We start from the raw sequence: 21,893 nt of genomic DNA, 5'->3' as shown, positions 1-21,893 counted from the left end.
AAGGCGGCCCGGCGGTGCGCCGGGCCGACCCGTTCTTCCGTCCCTCAGTCGGGGAGGGTCGAGGCGGTGACCAGCGTGCGGATGGCGCGCAGGGCCACCGACAGCGTGGCGACGCCCAGGTTGTCGCTCTCCCAGATCTCGCCGAGCGTCTGGGCGGCGCGGGCGACGGCGGCGCTGTTCTTCTCCGACCAGATCGCCAGCCGCTGCTCCGGCGCGACCCCCGCCTCGCTGGTGACGAGGACGTCGCGGGCCAGGGCGGCGTGCGCGGCGTACAGGTCGTCGCGGAGGGCCGACCGGGCCATGGAGTTCCACCGGTCGTCGCGCGGGAGCTGGATGATGCGCTCGCGCAGGCGGGACAGCTGGAGGCGTTCGCTCAGGTCGAAGTAGACCTCGGCGACCTCCTCCGGCGGCCGTCCGGTGCTGTGGGCGATCTCCACCAGGTCGAACGTGGAGAACGCCGGGACCATCATCGCCACCTGCTCGGCGAGCTGGTCGGGCACGCCGGCCTCGGTGAACCGGTCGCGGCGGTCCTCGAAGTCCTCCAGGTCGCGGCCGACCAGGAGCTTGGGCATGTGCGCCGAGAGCGCCGCCGCTCCGGAGGCGAAGTAGTCCACGGTGTCGCGGATGTCGAACGGCATGCGGCGGTTGTGCAGCAGCCAGCGGGCCGCGCGCTCGGTCAGCTTGCGGGCCTCCAGCCGCATCCGGATCTGCGTCGCGGTGTCGACCTGGTAGTCCAGCCCGTCCACCGACCGCCAGAAGGCCTCCATGCCGAACACCTCGCGCGCCACGAGGTAGGCACGGGTGATGTCGGAGGCGGACGCGCCGGTCTCCTCGCCCATGCGGAACGCGAAGGTGATGCCGCTGTCGTTGACCATGCTGTTCACCACCGAGGTGGCGATGATCTCGCGGCGCAGCGGGTGCCGGTCCATGTAGTCGCGGAACCGTTCGCGCAGCGGCGTCGGGAAGTACTCGACGAGCCGGCTGGCCAGGTCGGGGTCGTCCGGCAGGTCCGAGCCGCGGATCTCGTCCTCGAGCGTGAGCTTGGTGTAGGCGAGCAGCGTGGCGAACTCCGGGCCGGTGAGGCCGATCCCGGCCTGCCGGCGCTCGGCGAGCGCCTTGTCGTCCGGCAGGAACTCCAGGCGCCGCTTCAGCTTGCCGTCGCGCTCCAGCTTGCGCAGGTAGCGGCCGTGGACGTGCAGCATGGACGACGCCTGGCTGCGCGAGGCGGCGAGCGCGACGTTCTGCGCGATGTTGTCGCGCAGGACCAGGTCGGCGACCTCGTCGGTCATCTCCAGGAAGAGCGTGTCGCGCTGCTTGTCGGTCAGCTCGCCATCGCGGACGACCTGGTCCAGCAGAATCTTGATGTTCACCTCGTGGTCGGAGGTGTCCACGCCCGCGGAGTTGTCGATGAAGTCGGTGTTGACCAGGCCCCCGCCGAGGGCGAACTCGATGCGGGCCCGCTGGGTCAGCCCGAGGTTGCCGCCCTCGCCGATGACCTTGCAGCGCAGCTCGGTCGCGTCGGCCCGCAGCACGTCGTTGGCCTTGTCGCCGACCTCGGCGTGGGTCTCGCCGGAGGCCTTGACGTACGTGCCGATGCCGCCGTTCCACATCAGGTCGACCGGCGCGGTGAGGATCGCGTGGATCAGCTCGTGCGGGGTCAGCGCGTTGATCCCGCCCGGGATGCCGAGCGCCTCGCGGACCTGCGGCGTCAGCGGGATCTTCTTGGCCGAGCGCGAGTGCACGCCGCCGCCCTTGGAGATCAGCGAGGTGTCGTAGTCGGCCCACGAGCTGCGCGGGAGCGCGAACATGCGCTTGCGCTCGCGGAAGGAGGCGGCCGGGTCCGGGTCGGGGTCGAGGAAGATGTGCCGGTGGTCGAAGGCCGCGACGAGCCGGATGTGCTCCGACAACAGCATGCCGTTGCCGAACACGTCGCCGGACATGTCGCCGACGCCGACGACGGTGAAGTCCTCGTTCTGCACGTCGACGCCGAGGGAGCGGAAGTGGTACTTCACCGACTCCCAGGCGCCGCGCGCGGTGATGCCCATGCCCTTGTGGTCGTAGCCGACCGAGCCGCCCGACGCGAAGGCGTCGCCGAGCCAGAAGCCGTACGACGCGGACACCTCGTTGGCGATGTCGGAGAAGGTCGCGGTGCCCTTGTCGGCGGCCACGACCAGGTAGGTGTCGTCTCCGTCGTGCCGCACGACGTTCGGCGCGGGCACGACGCGCATCTGGCCGCGGGTCCCCTCGCTCCCCTCGTCCCGTACGAGGTTGTCGGTGATGTCGAGCAGGCCGCCGATGAACTGCTTGTACGACGCGACACCCTCGGCGAGGAACGCCTCACGGTCGCTGGGGTCGGGCAGCCGCTTGCACACGAAGCCGCCCTTGGCGCCGGCGGGCACGATCACGGTGTTCTTCACCGCCTGCGCCTTGACCAGGCCGAGGATCTCCGTACGGAAGTCCTCGCGCCGGTCGGACCAGCGCAGGCCGCCGCGGGCCACCGACCCGAACCGCAGGTGCACACCCTCCAGCCGCGGGGAGTACACGAAGATCTCGAACTGGGGGCGGGGCTGCGGCAGGTCCGGGATCGCCTCGGGGTCCAGCTTCAGCGACAGGTACGGCTTGGGCGTGCCGCCCGCGGTCCGCTGGTAGTAGTTCGTGCGCAGGGTGGCGCGGATCATCGACAGGAAGCTGCGGAGGATGCGGTCCTGGTCCAGGCTGGTGACCGCGTCGAGCGCGCCCTCGATCTCCTCGGCGATGGCCGAGCCCAGCTCCTCGTGCGCGTCGGGCGCGGCGTCCGGCCGCGAGTTGAGACGCGGGTCGAACCGCGACTCGAACAGCCGCACCAGCAGCCGGGCGATGCGCGGGTTGTCGACCAGCACCTGCTCGATGTACCGCTCGCTGAAGGTGGTGCCCGTCTGCCGCAGGTAGCGGGCGTACGCGCGGAGCACCATGACCGGCCGCCAGGCGAGCCCGGCCCGCAGCACGAGGGTGTTGAACGGGTCGCTCTCCACCTCGTCGCGCCACAGCGCGGTGAAGGCGTCCTGGAACAGGTCCTTGACGTCGGCCTCGTCCACGTCGGGCGACGGGACGTACCGCAGGCCCAGGTCGTAGATCCAGGAGCGGCGGCCGCCCTCGGGGTCGATGCCGTACGGCCGCTCGTCGACCACCTCGACGCCCATGTTGTGCAGCAGCGGCAGCACGTGGGACAGCGAGATCGGCGGCCCGAGCCGGTACACCTTGAGCCGGCGCTCGCCGGGTTCGCCGCCGTACGGCTCGTACAGGTTGATGGAGATCTGGCCCGGCTCGGTCAGCGCCTCCAGGCGCTTGAGGTCGGCGCAGGCCGTACGGGCGGGGAAGTCGGCCTTGTAGCCCTCGGGGAAGGCGTTGGCGTAACGGCGGGTCAGCACCCCGGAGCGTTCTTCGCCGCACTGCTCGACGATCGCCTCGACCAGGTCGTCGGCCCACGAGCGGGTGGCGGCGACGAGCCGGGCCTCCACCTCGGCCAGGTCCACGTCGTCGGGCAGCGGGCGCCCGCGCTCGCCGCGCACGACCACGTGCAGGCGCGCGAGCGCGGAGTCGCCGACCATCGCGCTGTAGTCGACGCTCGTGCCGTCGAAGGCGCTGCGCAGGATCTCCTGGATGCGCAGCCGGATCTGCGTGGTGTAGCGGTCGCGCGGCAGGAAGACCAGGCACGACATGTAGCGGCCGTAGGCGTCCTTGCGGACGAACAGCCGAAGCTGCTTGCGCTCGCGCAGCCGCAGCACGCTCATCGCGATCGGGAACAGCTCGTCGACCGAGATCTGGAACAGGTCGTCGCGCGGGTAGGTCTCCAGGATCTCGATGAGATCCTTGCCGTCGTAGCTGTCGGGGGCGAGCCCGGCGCGGTGCAGCACCGTCTGGAGCTTGCGGTCGAGCACCGGGATGTGCTCGATGCTCTCGCTGTACGCGGCGTGGGTGAACAGGCCGAGGAAGCGGCGCTCGCCGACCACCTTGCCGTCGTCGCCGAACCGCTTGACGCCGACGTAGTCGAGGTAGGCGGGGCGGTGCACGGTGGCGCGGGAGTTGGCCTTGGTCAGCACGAGCAGGTGCGGCTCGTGAGCCTTGGCGCGCACCTCCTGCGGCAGCGAGGCGAAGCTGGTCGACTCGCGCTGGTCCGAGCGCAGGATGCCCAGGCCGGTGCCCGGGACGGCGCGCAGCCGCTCGCCGTCCTCGCCGGTCTCCAGGGTGTACTCCCGGTAGCCGAGGAAGGTGAAGTGGTCGTCGGCCAGCCAGTCGAGCAGCGCGACGCCGTCGCCGGTCTCCTCCTCCGGCAACGGCGGCCGCTTCTCGCGCAGCCCGGCCGCGATCGTACGGGACAGGGACCGCATCTTGTCCTCGTCCTCGACGGCGGCGCGCACGTCGTCAAGGATCCGGCGGATGTCCTTCTCCAGGTCCTGCAGCACCGTGCGGTCGCCCTGCCGGTCGATCTCCAGGTGGATCCAGGACTCCTCGAGCATCAGGCCGTCGCCGTCGTCCGTGCCCCGCAGGTGGCCGGCCACGTCACGGCGGACGTTCAGCTGCGGGTGGACGATCAGGTGGGTGGACAGCTGGTGCCGGTTGAGCTCCATCGTCACCGAGTCGACGAGGAACGGCATGTCGTCGGTGACCACCTGGACGACGCTGTGCCCGGGGTCCCAGCCCTGGTCGTCGACGGTCGGCGTGAACGCGCGCACCTTGGCCCGGCCCTGCGGGCGGTCTTCGCCCAGCTGCCGGTGGGACATCGCCGGACCCCAGATGTCGGCCGGGTCGCGGGAGCCGAGATCCTCCACCGCGACATGCCGATAGTAGAGCCGGAGGAAGCCGAGAATGTCCGCGGTCTCCTGGTTGGCGCCGTACGTGTGGTGGGCACAGGCCTCCGCCGCACGGCGCAGCAGATCATCCTTGGCACGCTCGGCTTCGTCGTCCGGCCGGGCCGTCGGTTCGCCGCTCATCTACATATCTCCCTCAGTGCCTTCTCAGAGCAGGGTTCGCAATTCCCACAGCAACGGGTAATACCGCAGGTCAAGCCTGCTTCGGAGGTAAGGCGCGCCGGTAGAGCCACCGGTGCCCGACTTCGTGCCGATCTGCCGCTCGACCATCTGGACGTGGCGTTGGCGCCAGAGCGCGGCCATCTCGTCGTGGGTCAGCAGGTCCTCGGACAGCTGCCACAGATCGTCATAACGGTCGCGGTCGCCCGCCACGGTGACCATCGACTCTCGGATCTCGTCGTCGTCGCCGGCCGCGAGCCCGCGCCTGCGGAGCAGCATGACGAACGCGTCCCAGAGCGTGGGTTCGGCGAGCCGGCGGTCGAGGCGTTCGGTCTCGTCGTCGGTGAGGCCGCGGAACCGTTTGACGAAACCGGGGTCCTTGTGGCCGGAGAGGAACTCCATCTCGCGGAACTGCACGGACTGGAAGCCGCTGGCGGGCGCCAGCTTCTCCCGGAAGGCCATGAAGTCCTGCGGGGTCATCGTCTCCAGCACCTGGATCTGGTCGACCATCACCCGCTCCACCGCGTGCACCCGCCGGAACAGGTGCCGGGCCAGCCAGACCTCGTCGTCGATCATCGCCCGGCGGATCTCACCCAGCTCGTGCAGCAGCAGCTTGAACCAGAGCTCGTAGACCTGGTGGATCGTGATGAACAGAAGCTCGTCGCGGGCGGGAGGGTCGGACTCGAGCACCTGCTGTTCGAGCAGGGTCGGCAACCGGAGGTAGGCGCCGTAGGTGAGGCGCCCCCCTTCTTCACCGAAGTTACGCCCCGGTGCGCCATATCCGTTTCCGGGCATACCGGAAGCGGAAGCGGCCGCACCACGCCGTTGTGGTGTTGCGCTCACGGCCGCCACACTAACTCGAAAACCGGGATTCGCCGACTCGGGGACGGGAGGATCACCCTGCCACTAGTGTCCTGACGTGGGCATGAAGTGCGCCAGCACCTCGGGATTCGCCATGGCGTCCGGGTTTGCGGCCTTCTCCACGGGCGTGCCGAGCAGCATCTTGCGCACCGGCACTTCGAGCTTCTTGCCCGACAGCGTGCGCGGGATGCCCGGCACCGCACGGATCTCGTCCGGCACGTGCCGCGGCGACAGCGTCGACCGCAGCGCCGCCCGGATCCGCGCGACGATCTCCTCCGACAGCTCGGCGTCGTCGGCGAGCTGCACGTACAGCAGCAGCCGCCCGTCCTGCCCCAGCTGTCCCGTATCGACCACGAGTGAGTCGGCGACCTCGTCGAACGCCTCCACGACGCGGTAGAAGTCGGCGGTGCCCATGCGCACCCCGCCCCGGTTGAGCGTGGAGTCCGACCGTCCATAGATCACACTGCCGCCGTCGGGCAGGATCTTGATCCAGTCGCCGTGCCGCCAGACGCCCGGGTACATGCCGAAGTAGGACTCCCGGTAGCGCTCGCCGCCCTCGTCGTTCCAGAAGTAGATCGGCATCGAGGGCATCGGCTCGGTGATCACCAGCTCGCCCACCTCGTCGACGACCGGCTCACCGGTGTCGCCGAACGCCTCGACCTTGGCCCCGAGCCCCCGGCACTGGATCACGCCCGCGCGCAGCGGCAGCAGCGGGCACGGCCCGACGAACCCGGTGGCGACGTCGGTGCCGCCGGAGAACGAGCCGACCAGCAAATCCGCGCCGACGTGCTCGTACAGCCACGCGAAGCCCTCGGGCGGCAGCGGCGAACCGGTCGAGCCGATCCCGCGGATCCGGGTGAGGTCGTAAGTCTTGCCCGGCTCCAGGCCGGTCTTCATCGACGCCAGGATGTACGGCGCGCCGACGCCGAAGTAGGTCACCCCGGTCTCGGCGGCCAGCCGCCAGAGCGCGTCGCCGTTGGGCGCGCCGTCGTACATGACGATGGTCGCGCCGACGAGAAGGCCGCCGACCAGGTAGTTCCACATCATCCAGCCGGTCGTGGTGAACCAGAAGAAGACGTCGCCGGGGCCGAGGTCCTGGTGGAAGCTGAGGGACTTGAGGTGTTCGAGGACGATGCCTCCGTGACCGTGCACGATCGGCTTGGGCAGCCCGGTCGTGCCGGAGGAGTACAGGATCCACAGGGGGTGGTCGAACGGCACGTCCTCAAAGCCCGGCGCCGCGCCGGGCCGGCGCAGGTCGTCGTAGGAGATCGCGTCCTCGACGCCGTCGGTGCCCAGGTACGGGATCAGCACGGTGGCGCTGAGCGTGGGCAGCGCCGCCTGGATGTCGCGTACGACGTCGCGCCGGTCGTAGCGCTTGCCGTTGTAGGGGTAGCCGTCCACCGCGACGAGCACCTTCGGCTCGATCTGGGTGAACCGGTCGATCACGCTGGGCGCCCCGAAGTCGGGCGAGCAGGAGGACCAGACCGCCCCGAGCGAGGCCGTGGCGAGGAAGAGCACCAGCGCCTCGGGGATGTTCGGCACGTACGCCGCCACCCGGTCGCCCTTCGCCACACCGAGCTCGCGAAGGCCCTGACGCGCCTCGGCGACCCACGTGGCCAGCTCACCGTAGGTCAGGGTGCGCTCGTCGCCGCTCTCGGACCGGAAGATCACCGCCGTGGCGTTCTGGTCGCGGTCGGCCCGCAGGGCGTTGCGCGCGTAGTTGAGCGTGGCACCGGGGAACCAGCGCACGCCGGGCATCCCGGCCCCCTCGCGCACCGGACCGTCGCCGCGCTCGCCGAGCACGCCGAAGTAGGACCACACCGTGTCCCAGAAGGCGTCGAGCTCGGTGACGGACCAGCGCCACAGCTCGTCGTAGGAACCGAGGCCCCGCTCGTCCATGAGCCCACCGACACGGGCCCGCCGCCGCGCATCATCGGACGGCTCCCACAGCAGGTCACCCTCGGCAACCGACACGTCACAGCCTCCCAAACGCTAGTGATGGCCATCCCAGCATCAGCGTGGCGGCCACGCACTGCAACATAGAACACCACCACGAAACCCCTGGGAACGATGTGACCGCGGAACACTTTCGAGGCCCCGTGAAGTCAGACCGGTCAAGGAGGTGAGACTCACTCCGCGCAGTCTCCAGAGGTCCACCTTCCCTCGGCGGGAATTATCGTGCGTCGGGTGACCAGGGCAGAACCTCGCCATGCCGGACGAGCCGGCCGTAGTGGTCGGGGTCGACCGGGTCGAGGGCGAGGCTCAGCAGTGGCAGGGCCGCCTCGGCCGGGCTTGGGGCGTCGCTGACGTCCCACCACAGGCCGGAGGTCGGCGTGTTCATCATCCCGGGGCAGACGGCCGCGAGCAGGATGCCGCGCTCGGTGTCCTCTTCGCGCCGCTGCGCCGCGAGCGCGCGCACGGCGGCGACCTGGCCGATCTTGGAGGGGATGTTGACGAAGCCGGGCCAGGCTCCGGCGCGGGCGCTGCCGTCCTTGACGGCGTCACGCCAGGCCGCGACCTGCTCGTCCACCTCGTCCAGGGACGCGAGCCCGTCGAAGTGGTCGTGGAGTACGGGCGCCAGGTGGTACAGCCTGCCCAGCGAGCTGGCCACGACGATCAGCCGCCCGCCGTCCCGCAGCAGCGGGGCGAAGGCGCGCAGCACCCGCGTGGTGCCGAAGTTGTTGACCTCGGCGTAGGTGTCGACGAACCGACGCGGGTCGTCGTCCGGGCCGATCCGCATCACGGCGTTGTTGAAGACGATGTCGACGCCCTGGTGCCGTTCCTTCAGCCGGGCGGCGAGGCGGCCGGCGGCCTCGGGGTCGGCCACGTCGAGCAACTCGCCGCGGACTTGGGCTCCGCCGGCGGGCATGGCCTCGACGGCTTGGGCGACACGGCCGGCGTCGCGGCCGGTGAGGTAGACGGTGTCCTGCGGGGCCATGCGCTCGGCGAGGCCCTCGACCAGGGCCAGGCCCAGGCCCTGGGTGGCCCCGGTGACCAGGGCGACCTTCGGCGTGGTGGTCAGGTCGGCGGACCCGGACGGTGTGTTGATCAGGTTCATGCCGGCCACGTTAGGAGCCTGATGGTCATGCCGCCAGCGAAAGTTTCTCAGGTAGGGTATGCGTAACTGTCATGGCCTTCACCGACGCGTCCCTCACCGCTCTGCGGGTCTTCCGCGAGGTGGCCGAGCGAGGCACCCTCACCGCCGCGGCCACCGCGCTCGGCTACACCCAGTCCGCCGTCTCCCGCCAGATCGCCTCGCTGGAACGCGCGGCCGGAACGCCGCTGCTGGAGCGGCGTCACGACGGCGTGCGGCTGACGCCCGCCGGGCACGTCGTGGTGCGCCGCGCCGCCACGGTGATCGACCAGGTCGACGCGACAGCGCGTGAGCTGGCCGGCCTTCCCGACGAGCACGGCACGGTGCGGCTCGGCTGGTTCGCGAGCGCGGGGTCCGGGCTGGTGCCCCGTGCGCTGGCCGCGTTGCGCCGTACGCACCCGGCCATCACCGTGATCAGTCGCGAGGGCAGCACCCCCGCGCTCGTACGCGCGCTGCGCGCCGGCACGCTGGACCTCGCCCTGGTGGCCTCGGCGCCGCCGTTCCGCCCGCTCGACAGCGAGACGCCGGCCCTGGAGCTGCAGGTCCTCACCGAACGAAGCCTGCGCCTCGCGGTGCCCGACACCCATCCGCTCGCGCGGGGCGAGTTCGTCGACATCGCCGACCTGCACGGCCGGCGCTGGATCGCCGGATCGGGCGATGACCAGGTGATGGGAGTCTGGCCCGGCCTGGACGAACGGCCCGAGATCGCCCACACCGCCCGCGACTGGCTGGCCAAGCTGCATCTCGTCGCGGCCGGCTGCGGCATCACCACCGTGCCGGCCTCGCTCACCGCCGTCGTCCCCGCCGGTGTCCGCGTCCTGCCGGTCCGCGGCGGACCGCGCGAACAACGGCGCCTCCTTCTCGCGCGGCTCCCGCGGCCCCTGCCGGAACCCGCCGACCACCTCGCCGCGGCCCTCCGCGCCGCCGCGATCGAGACGAGCGCACCGCTGTAAGACCCTCCGGCGGCTCCCGCCGCCGCTCAGCGGCTGGTGAAGTAGGCGCCCGGTGGTACGCCGGTGGCCTTGCGGAACACGGCGACGAAGGCGCTGGGGGTCGTGTAGCCGACGCGACGGGCCGCGGTGGCCACCGGCAGGCCCTCGGCGAGCAGCGGCAGCGCCGCTCGCAGGCGTACCTGGGTGCGCCAGCGGCCGAAGGGCATGCCCGTCTCGGCCGTGAACAGGCGGGCGAGGGTGCGGGTGCTCGTGCCGGTGCGACGGGCCCAGATGTCCAGCGTGGCGTCGTCGGCGGGGTCGTCGATCACGCCGCGGGCCACGTCGAGGGCACGCGGGTCGCGGGGCATCGGCACCGCGATGGTGGTCACCGGCACCGGCATGAGCTGGTCGAACAGGACGCTTTCGGCCCGGCGGCGGGCGGCCCGCGGCGGGTCGGTGGCGGCCAGGTGGAGGATCAGCTCCCGGGCCAGCGAGCTGATCGCGACCACGGTCGGGGCGGTCCAGCCCGGCCCTCGATCGGCGGCGAAGTAGGGGCAGCAGACGAACGTGTGGCGGCCGGCGTCCATGGCGTGCTCGACGCCCGCCGGGACCCACAGGGCCCGCGTCGGCGGCAGCACCCAGGTGCCGTCGGGCGAGGACACGGTGAGGATGCCCGAGGAGGCCCAGGCCAGCTGGTGCGCGGTGTGCCAGTGCGTGTCGTACCGGCGCCCCGCCGAGGAGAACGCCGCGACGAGGATCGCCCCGTCGCCCCGCGTCTTGAGTTGGCTGGTTCTCGACATCACTTGACCGTCTTGGTCGTTCACGCCACCGTCGTCCGCTCCTAATGTGCACGAGCATGAACCTGCTTCACAACCGGATATGCGGCTCGGCCAGGTGGGCCGAGTACATGCGCACGGAGCTGTTCCCGGTGGTGCTGGGGGACGTCGACCTCGGCGACGACGTGCTGGAACTCGGCCCCGGCCTGGGCGTGACCACCCGTGAGCTGGCCGGCCGGGTGCCGCGGCTCACCGCGCTGGAGATCGATGAGACGTACGCCGAGCGGCTGCGGCATGAGCTGGAGCCCGGCGTGACGATCGTGCACGGCGACGCGTCGGCGATGCCGTTCGCGGACGCGTCGTTCACCGCCGTCGCGTGCTTCACGATGCTGCACCACGTGCCCGCGCCGGAGTTGCAGGACCGGCTCTTCGCCGAGACCTGCCGCGTGCTGCGCCCGGGCGGGGTGTTCGTCGGCAGCGACGGGCGGGCCGACCTGTTGTTCCGGCTGATCCACCTGGGCGACACGCTCGTGCCGGTCGACCCCGGGACGCTCGCCTCGCGCCTGGAGGCGGCCGGCCTCACGGACGTGCGCGTCACGCCGAAGCCCAAGCGCGTGCACTTCACCGCCCGCCGGCCCGCCTGAGCCCCGCCGGCGGGACGCGGTCGTGCCAGGGGACGGCCTCTTCGAGCCGGGCGGCGACGCGGAACAGCAGGTCCTCCCGGCCGTACGGCGCGGCGAGCTGAACACCGATCGGCAGACCGTCGCCGCTCTGGGCGAGCGGCAGGCTGACGGCCGGCTGCCCGGAGACGTTGAACAGTGAGGTGAACGGGCCGTAGTCGAACTCCGCCCGCAGCCAGCTCTCCACCGTGTGACCGGGGCAGTCGTAGCGGAACGTGCCGTGGGGGGCCGGGAGGCGCGCGATCGTCGGGGTGACCAGCAGGTCATACTCGGTGAAGAACGCCCCGACCGCCCGGGTGAGGCGGTTCTGCGCGTCCATGCCCGCGATCAGGTCGAGCGCGCTCAACTCCTCGGCCATCCGCAGGATCCGCCGTGAGACGGCCTCCATCCTCTCGGGGTCCGGCCGTCTCGGCGCCAGCAGGACCGGGGCGACGAGCGCCACCATCTCGGTCATGATCGCCCGCAGCACGGCGTCCCAGTCGACCTGCGGACTCGCCTCCGTCACCGCGTGCCCCATCTCCTCCAGCAGGCGGGCGGTGCGTACCGCCGCCTCGGCCACCTCCGGGTCGACCGGGGTGCCCGACCAGGCACGCGTGGTCACCGCCACGCGCAGCCGGTGGGGGTCGGCCGCCAGTTCGTCCTCGTACGGGCGGAGCGGGAGCGGCGCGGTGTACTTGTCGCCCGCCACCGGGCCCTGGATCGCGTCGAGATAGCGGGCGGTGTCGCGTACGGTCCGCGTCAGCCCCGACTCGCAGGCCATGCCGAAGCCCGCCTCCCCCAGGTCGGGCCCGCACGGCGTACGGCCGCGGCTCGGCTTGAGACCGACCAGCCCGCAGCACGAGGCGGGGACCCGGGCCGAGCCGGCACCGTCGTTCGCGTGCGCGACCGGCACCGCTCCGGCGGCCACCAGCGCGGCGGCCCCACCGCTCGACCCGCCCACGCCGCGGTCCAGGTTCCAGGGGTTTCGCGTGGGGCCGTACCGCAGCGCCTCGGTGGCGAAACTGACCACCAGCTCGGGGACGGTGGTGAGGCCCAGTGTGACCAGCCCGGCGGCGCGGACGCGTCTCATGAGGTCCGTGTCGTACCGCGCGGTCACCCCCGGGATCGCCCGGCTGCCCAGGAAGAACGGCACGCCCTCCGCCATCGGCCCGCTGTCCTTGATCAGGAAGGGAACTCCCGCGAGCGGCCCGTCGTCCGCGTGGTCGAGCGCCGGCTCGAACACCGGCAGGGCCAGCCCGTTGACCCGCTCGTCCGCCGACTCCAGCGCCCGCCGCGCGGCGTCCTCCACCTGCGCGGCGGTGACCTGCCCGGAAGTGATCAGGTCGCGCAGCCCGACCGCGTCGTGGCTCGCGTACTCCCAGAGCTCCACGATGCCACTTTACGAACGGCCCTGTACGGACGGCCGAATCGCGATATCGGTCGGCACGATGGCCTGTTCCCGGCATGCCCCCTTTCTCATAGCGTCGCGATCATGACTTCGGGACGGCGGATGCTGACGTTGCTGGTGGGGACCCACGTCGTCGACGACCTGTACCAGGGCGCGGTGCCGGCGCTGCTGCCCTTCCTGGTCGCCGAGCGGCACTACGGCTACGCGCAGGCGACCGGCATCACCCTCGCCGCGACCTTCCTGTCGAGCATCCTGCAGCCGGGCTTCGGCGTGCTGACCGACCGGCGCTGCGCACCCTGGCTGGTCGGCGTCGGGCTGCTGACCGCGGGCATCGGCATCGGGCTGTCCGGGCTGGGCGGCGGGTACTGGACGACCTGGCTCGCGGTGGCGCTGTCCGGCGTCGGCGTCGCGGCCTACCATCCGGAGGCCGCGCGGGCGGCGCGGCAGGCGGCGGGGGCCTCGGCGCAGGGCATGAGCGTGTTCGCGGTGGGCGGGAACGCCGGCATCGCGGTCGCGCCGCTGGTCGTCGCCCCGATCCTCGGGGTGACGGGCCTGGCCGGCACTCCCCTGCTCGCCCTCCCGGCCGTGGTGACCGCCCTGTTCCTCGCGGTGGCCTGGCGAAGCCGCGAACCCGTGCCCGCCCGCGGCCGCGCCGCGAGCGACGCGGGGGCCGACGACTGGCGGGCGTTCGGCTGGCTGACGGTGGTCGTCGTGTGCCGGTCGGTGGCCTACTTCGGAATCTCCTCGTTCCTGGCCCTCCTGCTGATCCACCGGTTCGGCCTGTCGAAGGGCACGGCGTCGGCCGCTCTCACGGTCTTCACCGGTACGGGGGCGGTCGGCACGGTGCTCGGCGGCCGGCTCGCGGACCGCGCCGGGCGGCTCACGGCCGTACGCGTCGGCTACGCCCTGACCGTTCCGGGCCTGCTCGGCCTGCTGCTCGCCCCCGGCCCGGCGGTCGCGTTCGTCTCGGCGTTCGTGCTGGGCCTCGGCCTGTACGTGCCGTTCGCCGTGCACACCACGCTCGGCCAGGAGTACCTGCCCGGCCGGATCGGCACCGCCAGCGGCGTGACCCTGGGCCTCGCGGTGTCCGCGGGTGGGATGGTCGCACCGCTGCTGGGCCTGGTCGCCGACGCGTACGGCATCCGCACGGCGCTCGCGCTCCTGCTCGTGCTCCCCATCGTCGCCTTGGCGGTGTCGACCCGTCTTCCGGAGACGCGGGCCGCGGCGGTGAGAGCGTGACGCGCGGACGGACGGCGGCGAGAGCGTGGAGCGGGCGGCGGCCTGCACACCGGAACCGACCGCGTCCACCGAGCGAAATCGTTCGAGGAGAAGGGGCATGAGCGAAAGTGTGTGCGGCCCGCCGCCGGCATAAAGACCATTTGTGTCGGTCGGTTGCACTACGGTGCGGCGGCATGACCAATGAAGGTGCGATTCTTCCGGACGAGGACGTTCTGCAGATGCCGAAGGTGTGGAAGCGGCATCTGCATCCGCGGCGTGGCGGCGTTCCGGGAGCGAAGATCAAGCTCGCTACCTCGCCCGAGAAGGAACTGCACGCGCGTCATGCGAGCGAGATGGAAAAGGGACTCGCCCATCCCTACACGGACGCGGAGCTGGCGTCGGCGGGACGAGCCCATCTGGCCGGTGACGTCTCGCCCCTGGGGGCGGCGGTCGTCTCGGCCTTTCCCCGGTCGGAGTACTACAGCGGTGACATGGCCGCGGAGTTCGTGGACGCCTGGGTGACCTCGTACGGACTCCGATTCGCGGTCGCGGCGTTCGCGTGGCGCTGCACGTTCGACCTTCCTGGTCAGGGCGCCGTCGTGAAAGGTCTGCGGGCATATCAGGACGACCGTGCGCACTTCGACGAAATGCGTCTGGGGGATGCGGCCAAACGGCTGCGGGCGTTGGTCGCCGCGGCGGACGACGCCGAATACCAGGAGGTCGTAGGTCTTCTCGCCGAGCGGCGGACGACACCGACAGGGCAGATCCTCAGTGCCTATCTGGCGCCGACCGAAGTGGAATGGGTGGACGAATGCTGTGCCGCCCCCGCCGACACTTTTCCCAGGCAACTGCTGCTGCTTTCCCTGGGGACTCCGGAGCACTTGCGCCTTCTGGGCGACCAGGCCCGGCTCACGGTGGCCGACTGTTACTGCATCGAAAACCTCATCACCATGGCCGATGGTTTGGGGGTGGTGATCGCGCCGCTCCTGGCCTCGGCGTTCGACGGATACCAGGACGAGCCCCGGCGGCGTAAGGCGCTGCTGGAGGTGCTGGGCCGGCTTCCGAGCGACGAGGCGTTCAGGTTGATGCTGGACCGCGTCGGCAACGCTCACATGCGGGCGGCTCTGCGCGAGACCATGCGACGCTACCCGGTGCGGGCGATCCGCGTTCTCGCGGAGGGCGGCGCGGACGAACTGCTGGACGAGCATCTGCGAGCCAACGCCGAACTGGTGGCGCGCGTTCTGCCGGACCTGCCCGCCGGAGTGCGCGCGGTCGTGGCGAGGCTGTCCGAGACGGACGATCGGGTGCCGGAGGCGCCGGCGGACGAGTTGCCGCGGTTGCTCGTCGATCCGCCGTGGGCACGGACCGGCCCGGAGCCCGAGCCCGTCGTCCTCCGGGATCTGACGCCCCCGCACCAGGGGCGGATCAAGTGGGCGTCCGGTGAACGCGCGGAATGGCTTCGCACGGAGATCTTCACCCCCTACCCCGAAAGCTGGCACCTGCCGCCGAGCGAACGCGGGTGGGGCGATGTCAGCGAGGTTCCGCCCCCTCAGCCGCGCGAGGAACGCTGGGACCGCTGGGCGGCGGACCTCCAGGCTGGACGCACCGACGAGGACGAGGAGGACACTCGAACGGTCGGGCTGCTGGCCATGGGGCCCGCGGAGGTGGTCCGGCCGTTGCTCGCGAAGTGGAAACCGGCGGAGTGGGAGCGCCCAGGCGGGTGGTGGAGTCCGGAGAGCTGGCTGAAGGTCCTGATCGCACGCTTCGAGCTGGACGCGCTGCCGCTCGCGTTGCGTTTCGCGAAGGCCCGGCCCACCCGCGCTGGAGAGGTGCTGCTGCCGTGCCTGGACGGCCGGGTCGCCGTCATGATGGCGGACCGGTTGCTGCGGCTGAAGACGACGCGGGAGGCCACGACGGCCTGGTTCGCACGGCACGGCTGCGCAGTGGTCCCCTACCTGCTGCCGGTGGCTCTGGGCGAACCCGGACGGAACCGGAGCGCGGCGGAGAACGCCCTGTGCTTCCTGGCCCGGCAGGAGGGGGACGAGACGGTCGTCGCCGCCGCTCGGCCGTTCGGCGATCAGGTCGCCGACCTGGTGCGGGGCTTGCTCGGCCGACCGCCCGTACGAAGCATCCCCGACCGCCTGGGAGTGGACGCGAACGTCCTGCCTCAGCTGCTGCTGCGCGGACCGAAACGCGCGCTCCCGGTGTCGTCGGTCCGCCATCTGCTCACCCTGCTGGCGATCTCCACGTTCGATGAGCCCGATCCCGAGCTGGCGTCGGTCCTGAAGGTGTGCGACGAACGTTCGCTGGCGGAGTTCGGCTGGGCCCTGTTCGAGCACTGGCGGCAGGACGGGCTGCGAGCGGAGGACGCGTGGCAGTTCAGCGCCTTGGCCTGGCTCGGCGATGACGAGACCGTGCGCGCGCTCGTCCCATTGATCCGGACCTGGCCGGGCGACGGAGGGCACCACCTCGCGGTTCGCGGGTTGGAAGTCCTCACCCTCATCGGCAGCGAGCTGGCCCTGCGGGAGATGCACGGCATCGCCCAGAAGAGCAAGTACAAGGGCCTGAGAGCACGCGCGCAGGAGAAAGTCGAACAGATCGCGTCGGCACGCGGCCTGACCGCGGCAGAGCTCGGCGACCGCTTGGTGCCCGACTTCGGACTGGACGCCCGGGGCACGCTCGTCCTCGACTACGGGCCACGCCGGTTCGTCGCCGGATTCGACGAGGCCCTCAAGTCGTACGTCATCGACGACGACGGCAAACGCCGCGCGAGCCTGCCCAAGCCCGGAGCGCGCGACGACGCGGACCTCGCTCCCGCGGCCTACCGGCGTTTCGCCGATCTCAAAAAGGACGTCCGCGCGATCGCCTCCATCCAGCTCCAGCGGCTGGAACTGGCGATGACGACCGGCCGCACGTGGAACCTCGCCGACTTCCGCGAGTTCTTCGTCGAACACCCGCTGGTGTGGCACATCGCCCGGCGGCTCGTCTGGACGGCCGAGCGCGACGGCGCCGTGACGGCCTTCCGGCTCGCCGAGGACAGGACGTTCGCGGACGTGTCCGACGACGTGGTCACGATCAGCGACGACGCCGTCATCGGCATCGCCCACCCGGTACGTCTGGGAGAGTCGGTGAAGGCGTGGGAGGAGGTGTTCGCCGACTACGAGATCACCCAGCCGTTCCCGCAACTCGGGCGGCCGGTCCGCGCCCTGGCGGAAGAAGAGTCGGCGGCCGGGCGGCTGACGCGGTTCGAGGGCGTGACCGTGCCGTTCGGCAACGTCCTGAGACTGGAACGACGCGGCTGGCGACGCGGCCCCATCAATTCCGACGGCGGCATCGAGTGCCTGGTCCGGCCCGTCCCCGGCGGACGGTACGTCGTCGTGACACTCGCGCATAGCCTGGTCGTCGGGAACGTGAGCCAGTCCGGTCACCAGACGCTCGACGTGGTGTGGATCGGCGACGAGCCCGAGCCCGACGCCTTCTCACACAGGTCCCGGAAAGACTCACCGCACACTTTCGGCGACCTCGACCCGGTGACCGCCTCGGAGGTGCTCACCGACCTCGAAGCGGTCGTCGCCGAATAGCTCAGGGCTGGTCGACGCGGGTCAGCGACTCCACGGCGCGCACCACCTGTTCGGTCTCCGTCAACGTGGGCAGTACGACGTCGGCGCCGGCGCCGCGGAGCTCGGCCTGGGTGGCGTTGCCGGTGGCGACGGCGATCGTCCGGGCACGGGCGATCTGGGCGGCGCGCACGTCGTTGGCCGAGTCGGCGATGAGCACGGTCGCGGCCTCCGCGATCGGGGCGCCGTACTTCTCGGCCGTACGGCTGCGCGCGAGCTCGACCAGCGCGGCCTTGGGATAGGTCTCCGAGCCGTACCCGCCGACCTTGAAGTCCAGGTGCTTGTCCAGTCCGAGCGCGGTCAGCTTGGCGACGGCGTTCGGCTCGATCGAGCCGGTCAGGACGGACTGGACGACGTCGCGCAGCCGGGCCACCGCGGAGAGGGCCTCGCGGGCGCCCGGCAGCACCCGGCCGTCCTTGCGGATGGACTTGCGACGGGCGGTGAACGCCTCACCCAGCGCCGCCATGAACTGCGCGAGGTGGTCCTCGGTGGTCACGACGTCGTTGAACGCCAGGGTCTCGAAGATGATCTCCGACTCGGTACGGCCCACGGTCGGCGCCAGCCGGACGAGCGGACGCCCGGTCACCTGCTGGAAGGCCTCGGCGTACGCCTCCCGCGTCACCCGGCCGACGTCGACGAGCGTGTGATCGACGTTCCACAGCACGAGACGGGGCATGGCGGACTCCTGCGGCGAATCGGGGCGACGGTCAATCGTCGCGGTAAGGCCCCTGCGTACGCAAATCCGCTGTTCAACCGGGGCAGCGGCGTGATCACGGTTACCGGCCGGCACGCCGCCCCGGCCATGCGCCGCCCGCACTCAGCCCAGGCGGCCATCCGTACGCCTTCCAGAAGGAGAGGCGCACAAGCTGCAAACAGCGGCACGGCATCGAGTACGGGATCAACCGGTCAAGCTCAGCCGGATTAGCTCACCGGGTTTGATGCCGTGTGCGCTGTCGCGATGTGATCGCCCCTGTTGGTCGGGCCCCTGTGCGGCGAGGCTTTGGTGGTCCTCGCCCGGCACGCCGGCAGACCGAGTTCGCCGAGTGCGGCTGGAGTATTAACCAGCCATATACCAACACTTGTTATTTTATTGCCAAGTCATGCCGATATTCAGGCGCAAAAAGGCTAACTGCGATAGACATAATTATTTACCCAAGACGAGAAGGGAGAGCGATGGCTTTTCAACGGCCTCGCGAACCCGAAACGCCGTTCTCCAGCCACGCCGAGACGGAAGATGGCCGGATTCGTGTCACCGTGGAGGACAACGGACTTGTGAGCGCCCTCTCCATCGCTCCCCGAGCGATGAGGAACGGCTCCGATGAGCTCGCCGAGCTGGTTCTGGCGACCGTACGTCAAGCACAGACGGCCTGGTTCCGGAAGAAGCTCGACAAGGGGCCCGAAGCGCCCCCCGACCAGGAGAGGATCCGCAAGGACCTGGCAGAGGCCGAGGCCGCCTTCGAACGACGCCTGACCGAGCTCCGCCAGATGATGGCCGAGCTCCACGACAGCTGAATCCCTGCCACGAAAAAGGGGCCTTGTGCGATGAAATACAATCCCACGGCACTGGAAAAGACAGCGGGCTCGGTCGATGCGGCAGCAGATGAATGTGACCGCGCCATAGATACCATTCCCAACGGCTGGGCCCTGAATGGGTTCACCGACAAAGACGTGAACAGGCTCGCCGACGCACCCGGCGAACCCGACAAACCACCCGCCGACTACGATTCCTCTTATGCGATATTTTTGGCACGCCCACTGGCGAAGCCGTACGAAGCCATGATGGGAAACCTAGTCGACGCCCTGCTGTCCACGGCTGATGAGATGAATTACTTCGGTGCATGCCTCCGACGCATGGCAAAAAATGCAAAGAACGCCGAAGACGCCAACATCGGCGATATCCAGACCATCGAAAAACTGCTGGAAGCGAGTGACTAGATGGCGCCGTGGCAAGAACCGCGAGAACTCCCCGACGAGATCCATGACATCTTGAAGGAGTGGGCCTCCAGAAGGGTGATGAAATTCCGATGGCCGGCCGATTTCACTGACGCCATCGCACAGGACGCGGCAACATGGGGAGGGATCGGAGCACAGTCGTCGGCGCCGGTACAAAAGGCTACAGGGAGGCTGAAGGATACGGCGGAAGACGGGAAGCAGGGCTACGGCGTCAAGACGCTGCAAAAGACCAACGAGGGGCCCGCGGTCGATAGCTGCCTCGACTTCTGGCGTAAATTTCCCGGACGGAACATCGCCGACATCCAGAATTCGGTCAAGAAAATCGGCCCCGCCTTCGGCGTCGTGGCCGCGGCGATCGACGCTTACCGAGCCATCGCCTACACACGCCTTTGCGCCCTCCAGCGTGATCTTTCGGAGAACGAAGCATGGGCCTGGCTGGTGTCAGATTGGTTCTTCTCGGACAAGAACGCAAAGATCGATCAACGTGCCCGCGCCATGGTCGCGGAGTTCGACCAGAAGATGAAGAAGACCTACGACTCACTGGTGGCGGACAACTTCACCGACTTCCGCAAGCTCATGGACCGGCTCGCCGAGCAGTACTCGAAGATGATCGCCGGCGAAAAGACAAGCCGCGATATGGACGAGTTCGTACGGGCGGTCGACAAATAGTCTGAGTACGGCGATGCCGCCGTCGCGTTGTTCTAGCCCATGTGCGGGTAGCGGTGGTCGGTCGGCGGGACGAACGTCTCCTTGATCGAGCGGGTGCTGACCCACCGCGTCAGGTTCCAGATCGAGCCCGCCTTGTCGTTGGTGCCGCTGGCCCGCGCGCCGCCGAACGGCTGCTGCCCGACGACCGCGCCGGTGGGCTTGTCGTTGACGTAGAAGTTGCCCGCGGCGTAGCGGAGCCTGTCGGTGGCCTCCGCGATGGCCGCCCGGTCGCGGGCGACGATCGAGCCGGTCAGGCCGTACGGCGCGGCGTTCTCCATCTGCGTCAGCATCGTGTCGTAGTCGCCGTCGTCGTAAACGTGCACGCCGAGGATGGGGCCGAAGTACTCCTTGGTGAAGATGGCGTCGGCCGGGTCGGAGCTCTCCAGCACGGTCGGCTGGACGAACCAGCCCTCGGAGTCGTCCAGGCCGCCCCCGACGAGCACGTCGATGCCGTCGTGGGACTTCGCCCGCTCGATCGCCTCACGGTGCTTGGCGAACGCCCGCTCGTCGATGACCGCGCCCATGAACACCGACAGGTCCTCGGCGACGTTGCCCATCGTCAGGGACTCGACGGTGGCGAGCAGGTCGTCGCGCATGCCGTTCCACAGCGAGCGCGGGACGTAGGCGCGGGAGGCGGCCGAGCACTTCTGGCCCTGGTACTCGAACGCGCCGCGGATCAGGATCGTGGCGAGCGCCTGCGGGTCGGCCGAGGGGTGGGCGACCACGAAGTCCTTGCCGCCGGTCTCGCCGACGAGGCGCGGGTAGCTCCGGTAGTTCGCGATGTTCTCCCCGACCGTGCGCCACAGGTGCTGGAAGGTGCCGGTGGAGCCGGTGAAGTGGATGCCGGCCAGGTCGGGCCGGCGGAGGGCGACCTCCGAGACGGCCTGGCCGTTGCCGGTCACCAGGTTGATCACGCCCGGCGGGAGCCCGGCCTCCTCCAGCAGCCGCATGGTGAAGTGCGCCGCGAACGTCTGCGTCGGCGACGGCTTCCACACCACGACGTTGCCCATGAGCGCCGCCGAGCACGGCAGGTTGCCGGCGATCGCGGTGAAGTTGAACGGCGTGATCGCGACGACGAAACCCTCCAGCGGCCGGTACTCCAGCCGGTTCCACACGCCCGGAGAGGAGATCGGCTGCTGGTTGATCAGCTCACGGGCGAAGGAGACGTTGAAGCGGAAGAAGTCGATCAGCTCGCAGGCCGCGTCGATCTCGGCCTGCTGCACCGACTTGGACTGGCCCAGGATCGTGGCGGCGTTCAGGGTGGAGCGCCACGGGCCGGACAGCAGCTCGGCGGCGCGCAGGAAGATCGCGGCGCGGTCGTCGAAGGACATCGCGCGCCAGGCGGGCGCGGCGGCGCGGGCGGCCTCGACGGCCGCGGTGACGTCGGCGGCGGTCGCCTCGTGCATGCGGCCGAGGACGTGCCGGTGGTTGTGCGGCTCGACGGCGTCGATGGGCGCGCCGCCGCCGAGACGCCTCTCGCCGCCGATGGTCATGGGCAGGTCGATCCGCTCGCCCGACAGATCCTTGATCTTCGCCTCGAGCGCGGTGCGGTCCTGACTGCCGGGAGCGTACGTCTTGACCGGCTCGTTCACCGGGACCGGGACGTTCGTGACAGCATCCATGAGAACACTCCCCAGCGTTCGACGTCATCGTCGTTCTGC

At 70.3% G+C, this 21,893-nt stretch carries 15 protein-coding genes; 7 read left to right on the top strand and 8 right to left on the bottom strand.

Annotation, left to right across the window (positions count from 1 at the left end; genetic code table 11):
- Nucleotides 1-44: 44 nt before the first annotated feature.
- The 4 genes from OG417_RS07660 to OG417_RS07645 form a co-directional block, all read right to left on the bottom strand.
- Nucleotides 45-4,970, bottom strand: coding sequence for an NAD-glutamate dehydrogenase (locus OG417_RS07660; RefSeq protein ID WP_329251741.1), 4,926 nt, complete (start codon nt 4,968-4,970; stop codon nt 45-47).
- A gap of 24 nt (nt 4,971-4,994) precedes the next feature.
- Nucleotides 4,995-5,801 (bottom strand): tryptophan 2,3-dioxygenase, encoded by an 807-nt coding sequence (locus OG417_RS07655; protein ID WP_329251738.1) that lies wholly within the window; start codon nt 5,799-5,801, stop codon nt 4,995-4,997.
- 111 nt (nt 5,802-5,912) lie between these two features.
- Nucleotides 5,913-7,841 carry an acetoacetate--CoA ligase gene (locus tag OG417_RS07650; RefSeq protein ID WP_442875664.1) on the bottom strand — a complete coding sequence of 643 codons (1,929 nt, stop codon included), beginning with the start codon at nt 7,839-7,841 and terminating at the stop codon, nt 5,913-5,915.
- 199 nt (nt 7,842-8,040) lie between these two features.
- Nucleotides 8,041-8,925: an SDR family NAD(P)-dependent oxidoreductase gene (locus OG417_RS07645; RefSeq protein ID WP_329251735.1), complete on the bottom strand. Its 885-nt coding sequence runs from the start codon at nt 8,923-8,925 to the stop codon at nt 8,041-8,043.
- A gap of 71 nt (nt 8,926-8,996) precedes the next feature.
- Here OG417_RS07645 and OG417_RS07640 point away from each other — a divergent pair, with 71 nt between their 5' ends.
- A complete protein-coding gene (locus OG417_RS07640) occupies nt 8,997-9,914 on the top strand; it encodes a LysR family transcriptional regulator (protein WP_329251732.1) in 918 nt (305 codons plus the stop codon).
- Between the two features lie 26 nt (nt 9,915-9,940).
- On the opposite strand, the gene OG417_RS07635 is transcribed toward OG417_RS07640, so the two are convergent.
- The gene (locus OG417_RS07635) at nt 9,941-10,693 is read right to left on the bottom strand and encodes a helix-turn-helix domain-containing protein (protein ID WP_329251729.1); all 753 of its coding nucleotides are present in this window, start codon (nt 10,691-10,693) and stop codon (nt 9,941-9,943) included.
- Between the two features lie 56 nt (nt 10,694-10,749).
- Here OG417_RS07635 and OG417_RS07630 point away from each other — a divergent pair, with 56 nt between their 5' ends.
- Complete coding sequence (locus OG417_RS07630; protein ID WP_329251726.1) at nt 10,750-11,313, top strand: class I SAM-dependent methyltransferase; 564 nt, start codon at nt 10,750-10,752, stop codon at nt 11,311-11,313.
- Here the strand turns inward: OG417_RS07630 and OG417_RS07625 are convergent.
- Complete coding sequence (locus OG417_RS07625) at nt 11,291-12,718, bottom strand: amidase (protein WP_329251724.1); 1,428 nt, start codon at nt 12,716-12,718, stop codon at nt 11,291-11,293. The two genes, OG417_RS07630 and OG417_RS07625, sit on opposite strands and share 23 nt — an antisense overlap.
- A gap of 102 nt (nt 12,719-12,820) precedes the next feature.
- On the opposite strand from OG417_RS07625, the gene OG417_RS07620 reads away from it, so the two are divergent.
- Together OG417_RS07620 and OG417_RS07615 are read left to right on the top strand one after the other, a co-directional pair.
- Nucleotides 12,821-13,975 (top strand): MFS transporter, encoded by a 1,155-nt coding sequence (locus tag OG417_RS07620; protein WP_329251722.1) that lies wholly within the window; start codon nt 12,821-12,823, stop codon nt 13,973-13,975.
- 173 nt (nt 13,976-14,148) lie between these two features.
- Nucleotides 14,149-17,535, top strand: coding sequence for a DUF4132 domain-containing protein (locus tag OG417_RS07615; protein ID WP_329251719.1), 3,387 nt, complete (start codon nt 14,149-14,151; stop codon nt 17,533-17,535).
- 1 nt (nt 17,536) lies between these two features.
- Here the strand turns inward: OG417_RS07615 and OG417_RS07610 are convergent, their stop codons facing one another.
- Complete coding sequence (locus OG417_RS07610) at nt 17,537-18,247, bottom strand: HAD family hydrolase (RefSeq protein WP_329251716.1); 711 nt, start codon at nt 18,245-18,247, stop codon at nt 17,537-17,539.
- 497 nt (nt 18,248-18,744) lie between these two features.
- On the opposite strand from OG417_RS07610, the gene OG417_RS07605 reads away from it, so the two are divergent.
- The 3 genes from OG417_RS07605 to OG417_RS07595 are packed head-to-tail and all read left to right on the top strand — an operon-like array spanning nt 18,745 to nt 20,193.
- The gene (locus OG417_RS07605) at nt 18,745-19,083 is read left to right on the top strand and encodes a YbaB/EbfC family nucleoid-associated protein (RefSeq protein ID WP_329251713.1); all 339 of its coding nucleotides are present in this window, start codon (nt 18,745-18,747) and stop codon (nt 19,081-19,083) included.
- 30 nt (nt 19,084-19,113) lie between these two features.
- Nucleotides 19,114-19,506 carry a hypothetical protein gene (locus OG417_RS07600; protein WP_329251710.1) on the top strand — a complete coding sequence of 131 codons (393 nt, stop codon included), beginning with the start codon at nt 19,114-19,116 and terminating at the stop codon, nt 19,504-19,506.
- Nucleotides 19,507-20,193 carry a hypothetical protein gene (locus OG417_RS07595; RefSeq protein WP_329251707.1) on the top strand — a complete coding sequence of 229 codons (687 nt, stop codon included), beginning with the start codon at nt 19,507-19,509 and terminating at the stop codon, nt 20,191-20,193.
- A gap of 32 nt (nt 20,194-20,225) precedes the next feature.
- On the opposite strand, the gene pruA is transcribed toward OG417_RS07595, so the two are convergent.
- A complete protein-coding gene (gene pruA, locus OG417_RS07590; RefSeq protein ID WP_329251704.1) occupies nt 20,226-21,854 on the bottom strand; it encodes an L-glutamate gamma-semialdehyde dehydrogenase in 1,629 nt (542 codons plus the stop codon).
- Between the last annotated feature and the right edge of the window lie 39 nt (nt 21,855-21,893).

Source organism: Actinoallomurus sp. NBC_01490, from assembly GCF_036227085.1.
Classification (GTDB): Bacteria; Actinomycetota; Actinomycetes; order Streptosporangiales; family Streptosporangiaceae; genus Actinoallomurus; species Actinoallomurus oryzae.
The sequence above is the reverse complement of the archived record's forward strand: the minus strand, read 5'-3'. Positions and strand labels throughout refer to the sequence as shown.

Bases quoted from the DNA above. Each gene is read 5' to 3' on its own strand.
- OG417_RS07635 (WP_329251729.1), bottom strand. From the start codon at position 10,693: ATGTCGAGAACCAGCCAACTCAAGACGCGGGGCGACGGGGCGATCCTC.
- OG417_RS07610 (WP_329251716.1), bottom strand. From the start codon at position 18,247: ATGCCCCGTCTCGTGCTGTGGAACGTCGATCACACGCTCGTCGACGTC.
- OG417_RS07600 (WP_329251710.1), top strand. From the start codon at position 19,114: ATGAAATACAATCCCACGGCACTGGAAAAGACAGCGGGCTCGGTCGAT.
- OG417_RS07615 (WP_329251719.1), top strand. From the start codon at position 14,149: ATGACCAATGAAGGTGCGATTCTTCCGGACGAGGACGTTCTGCAGATG.
- OG417_RS07660 (WP_329251741.1), bottom strand. From the start codon at position 4,970: ATGAGCGGCGAACCGACGGCCCGGCCGGACGACGAAGCCGAGCGTGCC.
- OG417_RS07605 (WP_329251713.1), top strand. From the start codon at position 18,745: ATGGCTTTTCAACGGCCTCGCGAACCCGAAACGCCGTTCTCCAGCCAC.
- OG417_RS07655 (WP_329251738.1), bottom strand. From the start codon at position 5,801: ATGCCCGGAAACGGATATGGCGCACCGGGGCGTAACTTCGGTGAAGAA.
- OG417_RS07645 (WP_329251735.1), bottom strand. From the start codon at position 8,925: ATGAACCTGATCAACACACCGTCCGGGTCCGCCGACCTGACCACCACG.
- OG417_RS07630 (WP_329251726.1), top strand. From the start codon at position 10,750: ATGAACCTGCTTCACAACCGGATATGCGGCTCGGCCAGGTGGGCCGAG.
- OG417_RS07640 (WP_329251732.1), top strand. From the start codon at position 8,997: ATGGCCTTCACCGACGCGTCCCTCACCGCTCTGCGGGTCTTCCGCGAG.
- OG417_RS07620 (WP_329251722.1), top strand. From the start codon at position 12,821: ATGACTTCGGGACGGCGGATGCTGACGTTGCTGGTGGGGACCCACGTC.
- OG417_RS07595 (WP_329251707.1), top strand. From the start codon at position 19,507: ATGGCGCCGTGGCAAGAACCGCGAGAACTCCCCGACGAGATCCATGAC.
- pruA (WP_329251704.1), bottom strand. From the start codon at position 21,854: ATGGATGCTGTCACGAACGTCCCGGTCCCGGTGAACGAGCCGGTCAAG.